The sequence below is a fragment of the Candidatus Allofournierella merdipullorum genome (assembly GCF_048426865.1).
In the GTDB taxonomy this organism is placed as follows: domain Bacteria; phylum Bacillota; class Clostridia; order Oscillospirales; family Ruminococcaceae; genus Allofournierella_A; species Allofournierella_A merdipullorum.
On sequence record NZ_DBFNWJ010000043.1, the window covers coordinates 24,321 to 43,054 of the forward strand.

An 18,734-nucleotide genomic window follows, 5' to 3' on the forward strand; every position below is an offset into this window, starting at 1 on the left:
TGTGCCTGCAAAGGTTGAAAAGCATGCAGGCAATGCGGAGGAAAAACAATTTTATTGGAGGATTTGACAATGGCAGTAGTATCTATGAAGCAGCTCCTGGAAGCCGGCGTGCATTTCGGTCATCAGACCCGCCGCTGGAACCCCAAGATGGCGAAGTACATCTTCACCGAGCGCAACGGCATCTACATCATCGACCTGCAGAAGACCGTGAAGAAGCTGGACGAGGCCTACAACTTCGTTCGTGAGATCTCCGCCAACGGCGGCGAGATCCTGTTCGTCGGCACCAAGAAGCAGGCGCAGGAGTCCATCCGCGACGAGGCTACCCGCTGCGGCATGCACTATGTGAACGCCCGCTGGCTGGGCGGCATGCTGACCAACTTCCGCACCATCCGCAAGCGCATCGACCGCATGGAGCAGCTGCACCAGATGAGCGAGGACGGCACCTTTGATCTGCTGCCCAAGAAGGAAGTTGCCAAGCTGGAGCTGGAGATCGAGAAACTGGAGAAGTTCCTGGGCGGCGTGAAAGAGATGCACGGTCTGCCCAAGGCCATGTTCATCGTTGACCCCCACAAGGAGCGCATCGCCGTTTCCGAGGCCCGCAAGCTGAACATCCCCATCGTGGCCATTGTGGACACCAACTGCAACCCCGACGAGATCGACTACGTGATCCCCGGCAACGACGATGCCATCCGTGCCGTGAAGCTGATCGCCGGCGCCATGGCCGACGCTGTTCTGGAGGGCCGTCAGGGCCAGCAGGACGCTCCCGCCGAGGCTGCTGAGGCTGCCGAGGCCTGAGACACACTGACCTTAAGGAACAAACAGAAAGGGGATTATCAAAATGGCTTTTACCGCTCAAGACGTTAAGAACCTGCGCGAGCAGACCGGCTGCGGCATGATGGACTGCAAGAAGGCGCTGACCGAGGCCGGAGGCGACTTCGAGAAGGCTGTTGAGTACCTGCGTGAGAAGGGCCTGGCCGCTGCTCAGAAAAAGGCTGGCCGTATCGCTGCCGAGGGCATGGTTTACGCCACTGTCGAGGGCAACGTGGGTGTTGTTCTGGAAGTCAACGCTGAGACCGACTTCGTGGCCAAGAACGAGCTGTTCCAGACCTTCGTGAAGGACGTGGCCGCTGTTGTGATCGAGCAGAACCCCGCTGATGTGGACGCTCTGCTGGCCTGCAAGATGGGCGACGACACCGTTGAGGCTGCCCTGAAGGACAAGATCCTGGTCATCGGCGAGAACATCAAGATCCGCCGCTTCGTCCGCTACGAGGGCGTTTGCTCCGCTTACATCCATGCCGGCGGCACCCATGCCGTGCTGGTGAACTTCGACACCACCGCCGAGGTGGCTGCGAACCCCGCCTTCGCCGCTTACGGCCATGACGTGGCTATGCAGATCGCTGCTGCCAACCCCGGCTACCTGTGCGAGAGCGAAGTTCCCGCCGAGGTTCTGGACAAGGAGAAGGAGATCCTGCTGGCTCAGATCGCCAACGATCCCAAGAACGCCAACAAGCCCGACGCCATCAAGGAGAAGATGGTCCTGGGCCGCATCGGCAAGTTCTACAAGGAGAACTGCCTGGTGGATCAGGAGTTCGTGAAGGACCCCGAGCTGACCGTTTCCAAGTACACCGACAAGGTGGCCAAGGAGCTGGGCGGCGACATCAAGATCGTCAAGTTCGTGCGCTACGAGAAGGGCGAAGGCCTGGAGAAGCGCGTTGACGATTTTGCCAGCGAAGTTGCCGGCATGGTGAAGTAATCATCCTGCAAGGAAAACTGCTTTACAAAGAGAGTGAGCGCTTTTGCTCACTCTCTTTTCTTATGCGCAAATCGGCATTGTGTAAGTGACAGAACCGTCACCCGCGGGAGAGAAAAATGAGGTATACTGAGAAAGAAGGGAGGAGTGGCCATGAAAGTGCTTCTTGTGGAAGACGAAGAGGCCATTGCGCGCCCGTTGGAGACGCTGCTTCGCGCCGAAGGATGGGCCATCGAAACAGCCGCCACCGCCGCCCGCGCCAGAGAACTGGTGTCGGAACAGGCGTATGACGCTGCGCTCATCGACCTGGGCCTGCCGGATGGCAGCGGCTATGAGATATGCCGCGCTGTCAGGGCGGCTGGGGATGCGGCGGTCATCATCTTAACGGCCCGCAGCGACGAGGACAGTGTCGTTCGCGCATTGGAAGAAGGAGCAGACGACTACGTAGCCAAACCGTTTCGCGCTCGGGAATTGGTCAGCCGGCTGCGGGCTGTGCTGCGGCGGCGGGGCACAAAGCAGTTCTACGCTTGCGGCACCCTGGTTGTGGATGCCCGTTCCGCGCAGGTCACGGTGAGCGGCACGCCCGTGGCACTCACGGCGCAGGAATATCGCTTGCTGCTTCTGCTCATCGCTCAACCGGGCCGCGTGTGGGAGCGGGGACAGCTTTTGCAGACCCTGTGGGACGAGGGCGGTGCATTCGTGGAGGACAATACTCTGACGGTCACCGTCAAGCGCCTGCGGGAAAAGCTGGGCGGCGAAGGCGGCCATATTGTCACCGTGCGGGGCATTGGTTATCGCTGGGAGGAAAAGCCGTGAGAAGCAGGGAAGCGAAGAGATTTCTGTTGACGATCCTGCTGAGCGCAATGGCCCTGACCATCATTGGCGGTCTGCTGTTTGGGGCTCCGGCTGCACTTTTTGCCGCCTTGTGCGGCGGGGTGTGCTGTGCGCTGGCTGCCGGATTCTGCATCCACCGTGCCCGGGAGATCGACGGCCTATCAGAATATCTGGCCAGTGTTTACACTGGTGGCGAGATACTGGACATCCGCACCCAGCGGGAAGGGGAACTGAACGCCCTGCGGGACGACATTTATAAAATCACCACCATCCTGGGAGAACAAAAGGCGGCACTGGAGGCGGACAAACGCTTGCTGGCAGATTTTTTGGGCGATGTGGCACACCAGCTGAAAACACCCATCGCGGCCATCATGCTTCAGACCGAAGTATGGCAGGACGAAGCAGTCCCCCAAACGGACAAAGACCAGTGTGCCTGCCGCGTGGAAGAAGCCGCCGAGCGGATGAGCTGGCTGGTGGAACAGCTGTTGAAATTGTGCCGCCTGGATGCGGCGGTGGTCCGTTTTGAACGAAAGCCAAACGATGCACGGGAACTGCTGGCAGCGGCCGCACAAGCGGTCCGGCCGCTGTGCGACGCCCGCGGCGTGGCGGTGGAGTGGTCGGCCCAGCCGGTTTCCTGTTTTTGTGACAGGGCATGGACCCTGGAAGCGCTGACCAACCTGGCAAAAAACGCTGCAGAGCACACGAACGCCGGCGGCAGAGTGACGCTCTCCTGTGATGGCAATGCACTTTACACGGAATTTGTCGTAGAGAACGATGGCGCTCCCATTGCTGATGAAGAATTTCCTCATCTGTTTGAGCGGTTCTGGCGGGGCAAAAACGCCGCCCCGGGCAGCGCGGGCATTGGTCTTGCGCTGGCAAAGGCCATCGCCCAAGGGCAGGAGGGGAGCGTGCGGGCGGAGAACGGCCCTCGCGGCCCTCGTTTCACCCTTCGTTTTTACGCAGGTGACGAAGCTGTCACCCCGCTGTCACCGGGAGGTCACCCGGAAGCGGTATCCTGAATGGGAAAGGAAGGGATACCATGGCTTTTTTGGAAGTAGAACAACTCACAAAGACATACGGCACCGGCGACGCGGCGGTGCGCGCGCTGGACAGCGTTTCCCTCAAAGTGGAGCGGGGCGAATTCGTGGCCGTAATGGGAGCCTCGGGCTCCGGCAAATCCACGCTTCTGCATCTTCTGGGCGGAGTGGACCGGCCCACCTCCGGCCGCATCACGCTGGACAGCGTCTCCCTTTATGACCAGAAAGAGGAGGAACTGACCGTGTTCCGCCGCCGTCAGATCGGCCTTGTCTATCAATTCTATAACCTGGTCCCATTGCTTACGGTGGAGGAGAACCTTACGCTGCCCCTGCTTCTGGATGGACGCACCGCCGATTCTGCCCGGGTGCTGGAGCTGCTGGCACGTCTGGGCCTGGATGGCAAGCGAAAGGTCTTTCCAACTCAGCTTTCGGGCGGGCAGCAACAGCGGGTGGCCATCGCACGGGCGCTCATTACCCACCCGGCACTGCTGCTGGCGGACGAGCCCACCGGCAACCTGGACTCCGCAGCCAGCGAGAGCGTGATGCGCATGCTGACGCAGCTTAACGAGACCACCGGCCAGACCATCGTGATGATCACCCATGATGAAGCGCTGGCGCTGCAGGCAAAGCGTATCCTCCGTCTGCGGGACGGCCGCATTGTGAAAGACGAGGTGCGGGCATGAAAGCGATGCTTCTCGTCACCTGGCGGCAATGGCTGCGGGGCGGCGCGCGCACCTGGTTCGTGGCATTTTCCGCTCTTGTGTGCTCCGCAATGCTTGCGGCGGTGCAGTTCGGAGGCTTTTCCCTTGCGGCTTCGTTTCGGCTGGAATCCACCTTTGCCCAGGTCGTTCTGGTGGCCTCCCAGTTTATGGAAGTGCTGCTGGTGTTTTTTCTGGCAGTGTTGCTGCGGGGGACGTTTGCCATGTCCCTGGCCCAGCGCACCCGTATATTGGGCCAGCTGGCCAGCGTTGGCGCTACCCGCCGCCAGCTGCGTCAGAGTGTTTGGCTGGATGCCTTTTTTCTGGCGGCGTTTGCCGCACCGCTGGGCGTTTTGTGCGCAGCGGGCGGGCTGGCGGTGACCTTTTGGCTGATGGAGACCTTTATTGAAAATCTGGCCGTATACGGTGTGCAGGAGATTCACCTGGTCATAACTCCCGGCTCGGTGGCGCTGGCACTTGCTTGCCCGGTGGCCACTCTTCTGCTGGCCGCCACGGGTACGGCGCGGCGAGCGGCGCGGCTGACGCCCATTGAGGCGGTGCGGGGCGCGGCGGAAACGCCGCCGCGCAGCGTCCGCAGGAGAGAGCCCCGTCAGGCTCCGGCGCTGTTGGCCAGCCGCAGTGTGCGGCGGGCAGGCGGGCGGTTTCGCACCCAGATCAGCATCATCATGGTGTGCGCGCTGATGATCTGCACCGCGGATGGGTTTTCCCGGGGGCTGATACAAGGATACAAGACTCAATTTTCCACTTATAACTACCGGGTCTATCTCTGGGCCGTGAACACTGACACGGAAGAACTGCTGGCCGGTCTGCACAAAACGGGCGCCGAGGTCACCGGAGCCCGGACCTGGTCTACAGAGCGCACCGGCTGGCGCGTGTGGGAAAGCCAGACCCGCAGCTCGGTCCTCATCACTCTGGACGACGAAAGCTTCGCCCAGTGGTATGGAGGTCCGCTGCCCGAAGCGCAGGGCGGTCTTGCATGTGTATATGCACCGCCGGAGGAAGGCGTGGTGGCATTTGCCGCCGGTGAGCTGCTGAACGAGGGGACAGAACAGGCGCTTGCGGTGGCGGACGTCTGCACCGCACCGCTGCCGGCTGGGGTGCTGTGGCAGGATACCTATATGGCCATGTATCCGAATGGAGTATTGGTCACCAGTCAGAGCGCCTTCGACGCCCTGCGAGGCACCGAAGTCACCGGCGAGGACAAGCGCGAGTTCGAATTCTTTGTAGACACGGAGGACTCTTCTCAGCTGACCCCGGCGCTGATACAGACCCTGACGGAACTGGGAGCCAGCGAACGCTATTTCGGCGGCCAGACCAACACCGGCTGGCAGATCGAGGACCTTACCCCGACCTCGCCCACCCGCCTTTACCAGAAAGCGGTGCAGGTGCTGCTGAATGTCTTTGTGGGCGGGTTTGAGGTGCTGACGGCGCTGGGATGCGGAGCGGCTTTGCTGGGATCCATCGGTTCCGAGACACAACTGCGCCGCCGGGAATTTGCCCTGCTGCGCAGTGCCGGCATGACCAGAGGCGAGGTGGCGGCCATGCTGCGCCGGGAAACGCTGCTGCGCTGTGCCTGGAGCCTGGGCCTCAGCCTGCCGGTGGGTGTGGCCCTTTGGCTGTGTATTGCCCGGTGGCTGCTGGGCAACTATACCTATCATCAGATCCTGCTCCGGCTGTTGGTGAGCGCGGGCCTTTGTGCCGGGGCCATTGCGCTGGGAACACTGGTGATTTGCCTTGCGGCAGAGCGTGCGGCGCTGAAAGTCGCTTTACACAGCGACATCCGCGGCGACCTTATGCGGGAGTGAGCGGCTGTTTGAAAAAAGAAAGGCCCACCGCGTTTCGTGCATCTGCCACAAAAGGAGACGGCTTGTTTTTTCGCTCGATGCCTTGCAATCTGCAAGAGATTGTGATAGACTTTAGTTGAGTAAAAGTCTGAAGGATGTGCGAGGTGTATCATGGTCGAGAAAGCTCGTCTAAAAAATCAAACCACCAAAGCCCTGTTTGAAGCGATCCTCTCGCTGGAGAATATGGAAGAGTGCGATACCTTTTTTGAGGATCTTTGCACGATGAAGGAACTCGCCGACATGGCGCAGCGGCTGGAAGCCGCAAAAATGCTGCTGGACGGCAAGACCTACGAACAGATCGTCCGGGAGGTGGAGATCAGCACCGCCACCATCAGCCGCATCAACCGATGCATCCAGTACGGAAACGGGGGATATGCGCTGATCATCAACCGGCTCAAGGAAAAAGAGCAGGAGTGACCAACAATAAAAAGCAGCCGGCCGCAAACGCGGCCGGCTGCTTTTTGTTTTGAAAGATTTACTCCTGGGGGCAGAAGCGCAGGTTGCCCTCGTCGTCCATATAGTCCACGATGGCAAGGCTGGTCAGCTTGTAGCCCTGGCCGCGCAGCGTCTCGCCGCCGGGCTGGAAACCCTTTTCAATGGCAATGCCAATGCCGCCCACCGTGGCGCCCGCCTGCTTGCACACGTCCAGCAAGCCATGCATGGCCTTGCCCACTGCCAGGAAATCGTCCACGATCAGCACCTTATCCTCAGGGCCAAGGAACTTTTTGGACAGGGTGATGTCGTAGTCCTTGCCGTAGGTGAAGGAGTGGACGGTGGAGGTGTATACATCCCCGTCGATGTTCTTGCTCTTCGCCTTTTTGGCGAACACCACCGGCACGCCGAAGTGCCGCGCGGTCATGCAGGCGATGGCGATGCCGGACGCCTCAATGGTCAGGATTTTGTTGATGCCGTCGTTCTTGTAGGTCTCATAAAAGGCTTTGCCGATCTCGTCCAGCAGGGTGATGTCCAGCTGATGATTCAAAAAACAGTCCACCTTCAAAACATTACCGGGGCGCACCTGACCGTCCTTGAGGATCCGCTGTTCCAGCAACTGCATATTATCCATCTCCTACTCTTTTAGTACGCTTGAAATAATACCCCTATTATGACAAAAAACGCGTGCGTTTTCAATGCCTGCAGCAAAGAAAACGTGATTTGCGGTGTCCTTTGTGTCCGATGGTCAATTCTTGGGGAATTTCGGCGGGGAATTTATGCAAAATATCCACTATGACGCTTTACAACGATAAAAAGTATGTAAAAATAGCGAATTGTATCTGGCGGCGAATGTGTTTATAATTTTAGAAAACGCAAGGCCCGGAAAGGCGACGGAGGAGCGTCAACCTTCCGGGTCGCACAACAGGAGGGAACATCAATGAAAAAGTTTTTGAGCGCCGCCCTTGCTGCTGCCATGGCGTTCAGCCTGGTGGCCTGCGGCTCTGCGCCTGCGTCCACTGCCGGTTCTGACCCCGCTTCCGCGGGTGCTTCCACCCCGGCTTCCACCGAGGGTGTGTTCAAGATCGGCGGCATTGGCCCCACCACCGGCGGCGCAGCCACCTACGGCAATGCTGTGAAGAACGGCGCCCAGATCGCCGTGGATGAGATCAACGCGCTGGGCGGCATTCAGTTCGAGCTGAACTTCCAGGACGACGAGAACGACGTTGAAAAGGCTATGAACGCCTACAACGTGCTGAAGGACTGGGGCATGCAGGTCCTGCTGGGCACCGTTACCACCCAGCCCTGCCTGACCATCGCCCCTGAGACTGCGGCGGACAACATGTTCCTGCTGACTCCGTCCGCTTCCAACCCTGACGTCATCGCTGAGGACAATGCCTTCCAGGTCTGCTTCACCGACCCCAACCAGGGCATTGCTTCCGCTGACTACATCGCTGACAACGGCCTGGCCACCAAGATCGCCATCATCTATGACAGCTCCGACGCCTACTCCACCGGTATCCGCGACAAGTTCGTGGAAGAGGCTGCCGACAAGGGCCTGGAGATCGTGACCAACGAGGCTTTCACCGCCGACAACAAGACCGACTTCTCCGTTCAGGTGCAGAAGGCCAAGGATGCCGGCGCTGAGCTGGTGTTCCTGCCCATCTACTACGCCGAGGCCAACCTGATCATCCAGGAGATGGACAAGCAGGGCTTTGATGCGCTGATCTTCGGCTGCGACGGTCTGGACGGCCTGCTGACCATCGAGGGCGCTGACCTGTCCCTGTTCGAGGGCGTTATGCTGCTGACCCCCTTCGTTGCGGACGCTGACGATGAGGCCACCCAGGCTTTCGTCACCAAGTATCAGGAGCAGTACGGCGAGATCCCCAACCAGTTCGCTGCTGACGCTTACGACGGCGTTTACACCATCCTGGCCGCCATCGAGAAGGCCGGCGCCACCGCCGACATGGACGCTTCCGCTCTGTGCGACGCGCTGAAGGCTGCCATGACCGAGATTACCGTGGACGGTCTGACCGGTGAGGGCATGCAGTGGGAGGCCACCGGTGAGGTGAACAAGGCTCCCCGCGCCATGAAGATCGAGAACGGCGCTTACACCGCGATGTAACTGCGGCGTTTCCCAACGCACCAAAGGGGGTGCCGGCAAGACGTGCCGGCACCCCTTTTCTGTCAAAAAGAAGGCGTTTTCGCCAAGTTCTTCTTGTGTGCACTTTAGAACAGTGCTATAATGAGGAGGATATTTGCGGGCCGGCCCGTTTCCTCCGCCAGGAGAGAAAGGCCGGCTGTAAGGAAAAGGGGAATTGGGCATGGAGTTATTATCCTATCTGATCAATGGCATCAGCCTCGGCAGCGTGTATGCCATTATCGCTCTGGGCTATACCATGGTCTACGGCATCGCCAAGATGCTGAACTTCGCCCACGGCGACGTTATCATGGTGGGCAGCTACATCGTGTTCATCGCGGTCAACCAGGTGGGTCTGCCGCCGGTGGTGGCGATCCTGCTGTCCATGGCGCTGTGCACTGTGCTGGGCCTGGCCATCGAGCGGTTTGCCTACAAGCCGCTGCGCGGGGCTTCCTCCCTGGCGGTGCTGATCACCGCCATCGGCGTGAGCTACCTTCTGCAGAACCTGGCGCTGCTCATCTGGGGTTCCGACCCGAAGAACTTCACCTCCGTGGTGGATATCCCCGCACTGGATCTGCATCTGGCCGGCGGTAAGATCGTCATCTCCTCCGAGACGGTGGTCACCATTATTACTGCGGCGATCATCATGGTGGCTCTGAGCTTTTTCGTCAACCACACCAAGCTTGGCCATGCGATGCTGGCGGTTTCCGAGGACAAGGGCGCGGCCCAGCTGATGGGCGTGAACGTGAACTCCACCATCGCCCTCACCTTTGCCATTGGTTCCGCGCTGGCGGCAGTGGCCGGTGTGCTGCTGTGCTCCGCTTATCCTTCGCTGACGCCCACCACCGGCGCGATGCCCGGCATCAAGGCCTTCACCGCCGCGGTGTTCGGCGGCATCGGCTCCATTCCCGGCGCAATGCTGGGCGGCGTGCTGCTGGGCATCATCGAGATCATGAGCAAGGCCTATGTCTCTACTCAGCTGGCGGACGCCATCGTTTTCGCGGTGCTGATCGTTGTGCTACTGGTGCGGCCCACGGGTCTTTTGGGCAAGCCCATGAACGAGAAGGTGTGAGGTGGCTGTGATGAACGCATTGAAAAACATGAAAAAGACCACGCGCAGCAATCTGATCACCTACGGCATCGTCGTGGTATTCTTTATCGTCGTGCAGGCGCTGACCGTGGGCGGCGTGCTGAACAACTCTATGAAGGGCATGCTGGTGCCCATCTGCACCTATGTGGTGCTGGCCATCTCGCTGAACCTCACCGTGGGCATCCTGGGCGAGCTGAGCCTGGGCCACGCGGGCTTTATGAGCGTGGGCGCTTTTTCCGGCGCGGTGTTCTGGGTGGTCACCGGTTCGGAGATGCCCTCCGCGCTGGGCCTTGCGCTCTCCATGATTGTTGGCGGCGTGGTGGCCGGCGTGTTTGGTTTCCTCATCGGCATCCCTGTGCTTCGTCTGCGGGGCGACTATCTTGCCATCGTGACGCTGGCCTTCGGTGAGATCATCAAAAACGTGCTGAACACCGTCTATCTGGGCATCGACTCCAACGGGTTCCATTTTTCCATCAAGGACTCCGGTTCCATGGGCCTTGCGCCGGACGGCGACGTCATCATCAACGGCGCCATCGGCATCAGCGGTATGAAGAAGGCGTCCACCTTCCTGGCGGGCATCATCCTCATCCTCATCACCCTGTTTGTGATTTTGAACCTCATCAATTCCCGCGCCGGCCGCGCGATCATGTCCATCCGCGACAACCGCATCGCCGCCGAGGCCACCGGCATCAACGTGACCAAGTACAAGCTGATGGCCTTTATCATCTCCGCAGTGTTTGCGGGCATGGCGGGCGTGCTCTATGCGCTGAACTTCTCGGCGCTGGCGGCCAAGAAATTCGACTACAACACCTCCATTCTGGTGCTGGTGTTTGTGGTGCTGGGCGGCATCGGCAACATCCGCGGCTCCATGATCGCGGCCACGGTGCTGTATGTGCTGCCGGAGCTGCTGCGCGGCGTGGCGGACTACCGTATGCTGGTGTACGCCGTTGTGCTGATCGTGATGATGATCTTCAACCAGAGCCCGCAGATCGTGGCCTGGCGTGAGCAGATGGCTGAGCGGACCGCGTCCGATCCGAGATTTCAGAAACTGGCGGCCCGTTTCAAAAAGAATAGCCGGCAGGGCAAGAAAGAGGAGGCGTGAGGTATGGCACTGCTTGAAGTAACCAACCTGGGCATCGCCTTCGGCGGCCTGCAGGCTGTGGCTCAGCTGGACATGAAGATGGAGAAGGGCCAGCTTTATGGCCTCATCGGCCCCAACGGCGCGGGCAAGACCACCGTGTTCAACATGCTCACGGGCGTGTATCGTCCCACCGAGGGTGACATCATCCTGGACGGCAAAAATATCACCGGCCAGCAGCCGGCGAAGATCAATCAGGAGGGCATCGCCCGTACCTTCCAGAACATCCGTCTGTTTGACCAGATGAGCGTTCTGGACAATGTGAAGATCGGCCTGCACAACCAGGTGAAGTATTCCATGTGGACCGGCATCTTCCGCCTGCCCGGTTTCCGGGAGAAAGAGCGGCAGATGAACAAGCAGGCGATGCAGCTGCTCAAAATTTTTGACCTGGACAAAGAAGCGGATCTGCCCGCTTCCAGCTTGCCCTACGGCAAGCAGCGTAAGCTGGAGATCGCCCGTGCGCTGGCCACCAACCCGAAGTTGCTGCTTTTGGATGAGCCTGCCGCCGGCATGAACCCCAACGAGACCGAAGAGCTGATGAACACCATCAAGGCGGTGCGTGATCGCTTTGACCTGGCCATTCTGCTCATCGAGCACGACATGAACTTCGTCATGGGCATCTGCGAGTACATCTATGTGCTGGACTACGGCCGTGTTATCGCACAGGGCACCGGCGAATCCATCCGCAACAACCCCAAGGTCATTGCGGCGTATCTGGGAGGTGACTGAGCCATGGGCGAAATGCTGCGCGTACAGGACATCAACGTTTTCTACGGCTCCATCCACGCCATCAAAGACATTTCCTTCCACGTGGATGAGGGCGAGATCGTGACCCTGATCGGCGCCAACGGCGCCGGCAAGACCACCACCATGCACGCCATCTCCGGCCTGCTCAAACTCAAGGGAGGCGAGATCGACTTCATGGGGCAGAAGATCAGCCAGATGGAGGCCCACAAGATCATCCGGCTGGGCCTGGCCCAGGTGCCGGAAGGGCGCCGGGTGTTCAGCCATCTGTCGGTGCAGGAGAATCTGGAGATGGGCGCTTTCACCCGCAAGGACTCGAAAGACGCCATCGCCGATGATCTGGAAATGGTGTTTGAACGGCTGCCCCGACTGAAAGAACGGCGCAAACAGCAGGCGGGCACTCTGTCCGGCGGCGAGCAGCAGATGCTGGCCATCGGCCGTGCGCTGATGTGCAAGCCCAAGATGCTGCTGCTGGATGAGCCCAGCATGGGCCTGTCGCCTTTGCTGGTGAAGGAGATCTTCCACATCATCCGGGACGTGAACCGGGACGGCGTGACCGTGCTGCTGGTGGAACAGAACGCAAAGATGGCGCTGGAGATCGCCGACCGTGCCTATGTGCTGGAGACCGGCACCATCAAGATGGAGGGCCCTGCCGACGAGCTGGCCAACAACATCGAGGTGCGCAAGGCTTATCTGGGCTGCTGAAAAACAAAGAGAGCAGGGGAGAAGGACGCCCCTGCTCTTTTTTGTGCAGGGGAACGGAACAAAACCCGGGCGGCGGCATATAGTGGGATAGCCAGCACAAACGTGTTGCAACACCATTTGATCAGGAGGTATGCCTCATGTCTATGCCCATCATTTCCATGCATCCCAATCCCATCACCATGTGCCAGGCGGTCACTGATCTGCTGGAGAGCATCGCCCTTGAGGAGACTGCCCTCAGCCATATCCTGAACGCGGAAGGCGAGAAGCTGCAGCGCGTCATCGGTATGGATGACGTGAACTTCTGCCAGCTGATGGAGGTCAACGAGTCCGTGGCCAACATGGTCAACGTGGTCGCCACCATGGAGACGGCGCTGAAGGAAAAGCTGGAGTTCATCAGCAACAACCTGTATTACCCCGCCCGCGTGGAGTGATAAAAAATGCCTGCTGAAAAGCAGGCATTTTTTTGCGTTTAGGGCTTGACAGAAGACGATCTTTTCGGTATTATATATAAGCGGCTTTGAGAGCCGCGAAATGAATGGAAAGATGGCTGAGCTGGTCTAAGGCGCACGACTGGAAATCGTGTGTGGGCCATAAACCCACCGAGGGTTCGAATCCCTCTCTTTCCGCCAGAACAGGACAGGCGCTTGGCGCTTGTCCTGTTTTTGTTTGCAAGGAGGGAACGATGAAAAAGGCTTTTGCAAAGCGGCCGTCATTTGCTGTGAAGCTCTGCCTGACAGCGGCCCTCCTTCTGGCAGCCGTTACAGCTTGTTTCTTTATATTCGGGGTATCCCGCGCCTAAACGCCCCTTCCACCGAGCGGTATCCCGTGCGAGGAGTGGACGTATCTGTCTATCAGGGACAAATCGACTGGAATACGCTGGCAGAGCAGAGGATTTCCTTCGCGTTCATCAAGGCGACGGAAGGCAGTAGCTCGGAAGACCCGAACTTTCAACGCAACTGGGAGCAGGCGCGCCAGAGCGGTCTGCGGGTGGGTGCGTATCACTTTTTCAGCTTTGACAGCGGGGGAGATACGCAGGCGGAAAACTTTATCCGCGCTGTGGAGCCCGCTGAAGGAATGCTGCCGCCGGTGGTGGACGTGGAGCTTTACGGTCAGCGCCCTGTGCTCTACGCCACCGGCAGCTCCTATGACCGGTATCTGGCGGGAGATTATGAAGGGTATGACATCTGGATCCGGAACATCTACTGGACCCCGCGCCTGAAAGACGGGCGGGAATGGACCTTCTGGCAGTATACGGACAGAGCGCGGCTGGCAGGCTATGAAGGCGAAGAACCTTATATTGATATGAACGTGTTCAACGGCACACCGGAAGAATTCGCGGCCTATCCGGAAAAATGAACGAAGAAAGCCCCGGGAATTTTCCCGGGGCTTTCTTCGTTCAAATTTGGTCAGTTGGCCATGCTCTGCACGATGCCGCGCTCGCAGTCCACCGAGACCATCGCGCCGTCCTTGAGGGCGCGGGTGGCGCCGGAGGCGCCCACCAGAACCGCTTTGCCCAGCGTCAGGCCCACAATGGCGGCGTGGCTGTTCAGGCCGGCCTCTTCCACCACAATGGCGCTGGCGTTGCGCATGGCGCCCAGCATTTCGTTGTTGGTGTAGGGGACTACCAGAACGTCGCCCTTGCGGAACTTGGACTTTACGTCGTGGTTGCTGCGGCAGACGCACACGGGACCTTTGGCATTGTGACTGCCGATGCCCACGCCGTTCAGCAGCGAGTCGCCCACCATATGCACCTTGAGCATATTGGTGGTGCCGGATATACCAACCGGCACACCGGCAGTCACGACCACCAGGTCACCGGTGTGCACCAGGCCGGCCTCTTCGGCGGTCTTGACCGACAGCTCGATCAGCTCGTCGGTGTTGTGGGCGTAGGGCATCAGCAGGGGAGTGACACCCCAGGAGAGGGCCAGATGCCGCTGCACCCAGTCGTCCACCACACAGGCGATCACAGGGGTGGAGGGGCGGCCCTTGCTCACCAGCCGGGCAGTCTCGCCGCTCTTGCTCACGGTGATGATGGCGGCGGCCTTCACGTCGGCGGCGGTGGTGCCGGCAGCGTGGGCAGTGGCGCCCACGATGCTCATGCGGGAATCCACCGGAGCCTTGCGCATGCGGCTGAAGTAGCTGGCGTCGTTCTCGGTGCGCTCAGCGATGGCGGCCATGGTGCGCACGGCTTCCACCGGGTACTTGCCGGCAGCGGTCTCGCCGCTGAGCATGATGGCGCTGGTGCCGTCGTAGATGGCGTTGGCCACGTCGGTGATCTCCGCACGGGTGGGGCGGGGGTTCTCGATCATGCTCTCCAGCATCTGAGTGGCGGTGATGACCGGCTTGCCGCTGGAGAAGCTGTGATAGATGATCTCCTTCTGAATGACCGGAATCTCGGTGAAGTCAATTTCCACGCCCATATCGCCGCGGGCCACCATCACTGCGTCGGCCGCAGCGAGGATCTCGTCAATGTTGTCCACACCCTCGCGGTTTTCGATCTTGGCGATGATGCGGATATGGGAGTTGTGGCTGTTCAGCAGGCGGCGCACTTCCTGGATGTCCTGGGCGCTGCGGGTAAAGCTGGCGGCGATGAAGTCGAAGCCCTGCTCGATGCCGAAGAGGATGTCGTCCTTGTCACGCTGGCTCATGTAGGGCATGGACAGGGAGACGCCCGGCACATTCACGCCCTTGTTGTTGCTGATGGGGCCGCCGTTCTCCACTTTGCAGGTGATGTCGGTGTCGGTGAGCTTGGTGACGGTCAGGCAGATGAGGCCGTCCGCCAGCAGCACGGTGCTGCCCACGGAGAGGTCGCCGGGCAGATCTTTATAGGTGATGGAGCAGATCTCGTTGGTGCCCTCCACATCACGGGTGGTCAGAGTGAAAGTCTGGCCGGTCACCAGCTCGGTCTTGCCGCCGGCGAACTGCTTCAGACGGATCTCGGGGCCCTTGGTGTCCAGCAGAGCCGCCACAGGCTGATTCAGTTCTTCACGCAGGCGCTTAAGGGTGTCCAGCCGGCGTTTGTGCTCCTCATGGGTGCCGTGAGAAAAGTTGAAGCGGGCAACGTTCATGCCGCTCAGGATCATATCCCGAAGTACATCCTCCCGGTCCGTGGAGGGACCAAGGGTGCACACGATTTTGGTCTTACGCATTCTGTTCATAAGGAAACCTCCCAAATTGCTCAATGTTCGAATTTTCACCAGCATATATTATACACCCGAATATGAATGCGTCAAAGGGAAGAAAGCAATTTTTTTAAAGTTTTAACATTCACAGGAGAAACTTCCAGACCGGCTTAACTTCTTGACGAGAATATTGTATAATGAGACTATCTTTAGACATTTGACCACTGCAAGGAGGTAAAAATATCAATGACAAAACGTGTTTTTCTGATCGTGCTGGACAGCTTCGGCATCGGATACGAGCCGGATGCGGATAAATTCGGCGATGTGGGGGCCAACACCCTTGCGTCCATTGCAAAGGATCCCGGGTTCCAGACTCCCAACATGGCGGCGCTGGGCCTGTTCAACCTGGATGGCGTGGACTGCAAAGCTCCGGTGCATCCGGTGGCGGGCAGCTGCGCCCGCCTGCAGGAGGCCAGCAACGGCAAGGATACCACCATCGGCCACTGGGAGATCGCCGGCGTGGAGAGCGAGCGTGCGCTGCCCACCTATCCCGACGGCTTCCCGCCCGAGGTGATCGAGGAGTACGAAAAGCTCACCGGCCGCAAGGTGCTGTGCAACAAGCCTTATTCCGGCACCGAAGTGCTCAAGGATTACGGCGAGGAGCACATGCGCACCGGCGACCTTATCGTGTACACCTCGGCGGACAGCGTGTTCCAGGTGGCCGCCCATGAGCAGGTAGTCCCGCTGGAGCAGCTGTATGAATACTGCCAGATGGCCCGTGACATGCTCAAAGGCGAGCACGGCGTGGGCCGTGTCATCGCGCGCCCCTTCCTGGGCAGCTGTGCGGCGGATTTCAAGCGCACTTCCAACCGCCACGATTATTCTCTCAAGCCCCCCGCAAAGACCATGCTGGACCATCTCAAAGCCGCCGGCAAGGACGTGATCGGCGTGGGCAAGATCTATGATATTTTTGACGGCGAGGGCCTGACCGAGAAGATCCGCACCAGCGGCAACACCGAGGGCATCAAAGTCATGCTGGAGCTGGCCGACCGGGATTTCGAGGGCCTTGCCTTCATCAATCTGGTGGACTTTGACATGATTTACGGCCACCGGCGCAACATTGCCGGCTATGCCGCTGCGGCCACCGAATTCGACCGGGGCCTGGGCGAACTGCTGAAGAAGCTGCGCCCCGGCGATGTGGTGATGATCACCGGCGACCACGGCTGCGATCCCGGCTACACCAAGACCACCGACCACACCCGTGAGTATGTGCCGCTGCTGGTGGCAGGCCCCGAGGTGAAAAAAGACAACAATCTGGGCACTGTGCTGGGCTTTGGCGCCATCGGCAAGACCATTTGCACGGCCCTCGGGGTGCAGGCGCAGCTGGACGGCCAGGACCTGGCTGCGAAAATTTTCGAATGAACGGGCCAGCGGGTGAAATAAAATTCACCCGCGATTCGTTTACGCAGTGAAGTTCTTTTCAAGCAAAGCCGTGAACCTGCGTCAGGAAGTGTGTAAAAAGCCGTTGAAAAGGGAAAAAATGCAGATCAGGATCATTATCGTCTGGGTGCTGGCCGTCGTTCTTCTGGCCGACAGCGTGGCGCGTAGTTTTCGCTCAAATTTCAACTTCGGCCTGCTTTTGATGTATCTTCTCACGGCGGCGCTCTGGGTTTATGCGCTGTTTCACCGCTCCATCGACGCTTTTTGCGCCGAAGGGATCGGCCGCTGGCTCAAGATTTTGTTTTTCTGCGGCGTGGGGCTGTTTTGCCTGCTGTTGGGCTTTGTGGCTGTCAGCGGATATGCCGGCGGCGCCACCGGCGCCGAAAAAGCGGTGGTCGTGCTGGGCGCGGGCCTGCGAAAGGACGTGCCCTCCGATTTGCTGCGCCGCCGTCTGGACGCCGCCTATGCCTACTACCAGGAGAACCCGGAAGTGGTGATCGTAGTAACCGGCGGGCAGGGCAACGGCGAGACCATCCCGGAAGGGGTGGCCATGGGACGCTATCTTGCGGAAAAGGGCGTCCCTCAGGAGCAGATCATCGTGGAGCAGAAAAGCACCTCCACCGAAGAGAACCTGCTGTTTGCCAAGGAGCTGCTGGAACAGCGCGGCATTGGCGCGGACGAGCCGATGGCGGTGGTGACGAACGCCTTTCATTGCTACCGCGCCCGGTGCTATGCCCGGCTGGTGGGCTTCGAACAGGTGAGCTCTATTCCGGCCAGTATCGGCCTTAATTCCGTGATGCCCTGTTATATGCGGGAAGTCTTTGCCGTACTGTACTACTGGGTATTCAAATCGAGCCAGAGCGGCTGGATCAGCCCGCTTGTCGGTATCTTATAATAAGGCGGCCAGCGGCCGCAGCGAAGAGGTGAAAGAATGGCGCCAATCATCTGCGTGGAGCATCTGCGCAAGGTGTACCGGGTGGGCAATGAAAAGGTGATCGCGCTGAACGACGTGAACCTTGCCATTGAGCCCGGGGAGATCTGCTGCATCGTGGGCCCTTCGGGCAGCGGCAAATCGACTTTGCTGAATCAGCTTGCCGGGCTGGAAAAGCCCACAAAGGGAAGTGTCTACATAGGCAAGCATGAGATCAGCGCGATGAACGAAAACCAGCTTGCAAAATTCCGTCAGGCACATCTGGGCTTCATTTTCCAGAGCTATAACCTTTTGCCGAATCTGACCGCCGCCGAAAATGTGGCGCTGCCGCTGATGTTCAAGGGCGTGTCCCGGAAAAAACGGCTGGAGATGGCAAAGGCGGAACTCAAACGGATGGGGCTGGGCAAGCGCGCGAACCACAAGCCCACCGAGATGAGCGGCGGCCAGCAGCAGCGCGTGGGCATCGCCCGCGCGTTTGTGGCAAAGCCGAAAGTCATCTTTGCCGATGAGCCCACAGGCAACCTGGACTCTTCCACCACGCGGCAGGTGCTCTATCGTATGCTCACCATGGCAAAGGAGAACGGAATCACCTTTGTGATGGTCACCCACGAGCGGGATCTGGCTGATGTGGCCGACCGGGTCATCACCATCCGGGACGGCAAGGTGGAGAGCAACATCCTCCTGGACGAGCAGGAGAAGGCGAAAAAGCAAGCCGAACTGTTCAAGGACATTCTGGAATCGAATCAAGAGGCGCCGCCGGAGCCTCAGACCACCGTCCCGGCAGACAGTACGATCGACGAATGAGAGA

At 59.5% G+C, this 18,734-nt stretch carries 19 protein-coding genes and 1 tRNA gene; 18 read left to right on the forward strand and 2 right to left on the reverse strand.

All coding sequences use genetic code 11. From position 1 onward, the window contains the following. The first annotated feature begins 69 nt into the window (after positions 1-69). The 7 genes from rpsB (at position 70) to ACMNAY_RS07260 (ending at position 6,601) form a co-directional block, all read left to right on the forward strand. Positions 70-795, forward strand: a complete 726-nt coding sequence (rpsB, locus tag ACMNAY_RS07230) for a 30S ribosomal protein S2 (protein ID WP_418718939.1) — start codon at positions 70-72, stop codon at positions 793-795. A 43-nt stretch (positions 796-838) separates the two neighbouring features. Next, positions 839-1,753: a translation elongation factor Ts gene (gene tsf / locus ACMNAY_RS07235; protein ID WP_394966371.1), complete on the forward strand. Its 915-nt coding sequence runs from the start codon at positions 839-841 to the stop codon at positions 1,751-1,753. Positions 1,754-1,903: 150 nt separating this feature from the next. Then, the gene (locus tag ACMNAY_RS07240; RefSeq protein WP_418718940.1) at positions 1,904-2,566 is read left to right on the forward strand and encodes a response regulator transcription factor; all 663 of its coding nucleotides are present in this window, start codon (positions 1,904-1,906) and stop codon (positions 2,564-2,566) included. A gap of 26 nt (positions 2,567-2,592) precedes the next feature. After that, positions 2,593-3,603 carry a sensor histidine kinase gene (locus ACMNAY_RS07245; protein ID WP_418718941.1) on the forward strand — a complete coding sequence of 337 codons (1,011 nt, stop codon included), beginning with the start codon at positions 2,593-2,595 and terminating at the stop codon, positions 3,601-3,603. Between the two features lie 20 nt (positions 3,604-3,623). Then, positions 3,624-4,304 (forward strand): ABC transporter ATP-binding protein, encoded by a 681-nt coding sequence (locus tag ACMNAY_RS07250; RefSeq protein WP_418718942.1) that lies wholly within the window; start codon positions 3,624-3,626, stop codon positions 4,302-4,304. Further along, complete coding sequence (locus tag ACMNAY_RS07255) at positions 4,301-6,145, forward strand: FtsX-like permease family protein (RefSeq protein WP_418718943.1); 1,845 nt, start codon at positions 4,301-4,303, stop codon at positions 6,143-6,145. The genes ACMNAY_RS07250 and ACMNAY_RS07255 overlap by 4 nt, the downstream gene beginning before the upstream one ends. A 150-nt stretch (positions 6,146-6,295) precedes the next feature. Next, positions 6,296-6,601 carry a YerC/YecD family TrpR-related protein gene (locus tag ACMNAY_RS07260; protein WP_394966361.1) on the forward strand — a complete coding sequence of 102 codons (306 nt, stop codon included), beginning with the start codon at positions 6,296-6,298 and terminating at the stop codon, positions 6,599-6,601. 58 nt (positions 6,602-6,659) lie between these two features. Here the strand turns inward: ACMNAY_RS07260 and ACMNAY_RS07265 are convergent, their stop codons facing one another. After that, positions 6,660-7,241, reverse strand: a complete 582-nt coding sequence (locus ACMNAY_RS07265; RefSeq protein ID WP_418718944.1) for a xanthine phosphoribosyltransferase — start codon at positions 7,239-7,241, stop codon at positions 6,660-6,662. Positions 7,242-7,556: 315 nt separating this feature from the next. Here ACMNAY_RS07265 and ACMNAY_RS07270 point away from each other — a divergent pair, with 315 nt between their 5' ends. From ACMNAY_RS07270 to ACMNAY_RS07305, 8 genes are all read left to right on the forward strand, one after another. Continuing rightward, entirely contained in the window at positions 7,557-8,741 is a 1,185-nt protein-coding gene (locus ACMNAY_RS07270; protein WP_418718945.1) for an ABC transporter substrate-binding protein, read from the forward strand. Positions 8,742-8,940: 199 nt separating this feature from the next. Beyond that, positions 8,941-9,828 carry a branched-chain amino acid ABC transporter permease gene (locus ACMNAY_RS07275; protein ID WP_418718946.1) on the forward strand — a complete coding sequence of 296 codons (888 nt, stop codon included), beginning with the start codon at positions 8,941-8,943 and terminating at the stop codon, positions 9,826-9,828. A 10-nt stretch (positions 9,829-9,838) separates the two neighbouring features. After that, positions 9,839-10,948 carry a branched-chain amino acid ABC transporter permease gene (locus tag ACMNAY_RS07280; protein ID WP_418718947.1) on the forward strand — a complete coding sequence of 370 codons (1,110 nt, stop codon included), beginning with the start codon at positions 9,839-9,841 and terminating at the stop codon, positions 10,946-10,948. A gap of 3 nt (positions 10,949-10,951) precedes the next feature. After that, entirely contained in the window at positions 10,952-11,713 is a 762-nt protein-coding gene (locus ACMNAY_RS07285) for an ABC transporter ATP-binding protein (RefSeq protein WP_177521120.1), read from the forward strand. Between the two features lie 3 nt (positions 11,714-11,716). Beyond that, positions 11,717-12,433 (forward strand): ABC transporter ATP-binding protein, encoded by a 717-nt coding sequence (locus ACMNAY_RS07290; protein ID WP_394966351.1) that lies wholly within the window; start codon positions 11,717-11,719, stop codon positions 12,431-12,433. Positions 12,434-12,570: 137 nt separating this feature from the next. Continuing rightward, complete coding sequence (locus tag ACMNAY_RS07295) at positions 12,571-12,864, forward strand: hypothetical protein (protein ID WP_325285155.1); 294 nt, start codon at positions 12,571-12,573, stop codon at positions 12,862-12,864. A gap of 106 nt (positions 12,865-12,970) precedes the next feature. After that, positions 12,971-13,062 (forward strand) — tRNA-Ser (locus ACMNAY_RS07300). 205 nt (positions 13,063-13,267) lie between these two features. Next, positions 13,268-13,789, forward strand: a complete 522-nt coding sequence (locus ACMNAY_RS07305) for a GH25 family lysozyme (protein ID WP_418718948.1) — start codon at positions 13,268-13,270, stop codon at positions 13,787-13,789. Positions 13,790-13,839: 50 nt separating this feature from the next. On the opposite strand, the gene pyk is transcribed toward ACMNAY_RS07305, so the two are convergent. After that, a complete protein-coding gene (gene pyk, locus ACMNAY_RS07310; protein WP_418719045.1) occupies positions 13,840-15,582 on the reverse strand; it encodes a pyruvate kinase in 1,743 nt (580 codons plus the stop codon). A gap of 219 nt (positions 15,583-15,801) precedes the next feature. On the opposite strand from pyk, the gene ACMNAY_RS07315 reads away from it, so the two are divergent. The 3 genes from ACMNAY_RS07315 (at position 15,802) to ACMNAY_RS07325 (ending at position 18,730) form a co-directional block, all read left to right on the forward strand. After that, positions 15,802-16,977, forward strand: coding sequence for a phosphopentomutase (locus ACMNAY_RS07315; RefSeq protein ID WP_418718949.1), 1,176 nt, complete (start codon positions 15,802-15,804; stop codon positions 16,975-16,977). Between the two features lie 118 nt (positions 16,978-17,095). Further along, a complete protein-coding gene (locus ACMNAY_RS07320; protein ID WP_394966346.1) occupies positions 17,096-17,890 on the forward strand; it encodes a YdcF family protein in 795 nt (264 codons plus the stop codon). Between the two features lie 36 nt (positions 17,891-17,926). Further along, positions 17,927-18,730: an ABC transporter ATP-binding protein gene (locus ACMNAY_RS07325; protein WP_325285151.1), complete on the forward strand. Its 804-nt coding sequence runs from the start codon at positions 17,927-17,929 to the stop codon at positions 18,728-18,730. The last annotated feature ends 4 nt before the right edge of the window (positions 18,731-18,734 follow it).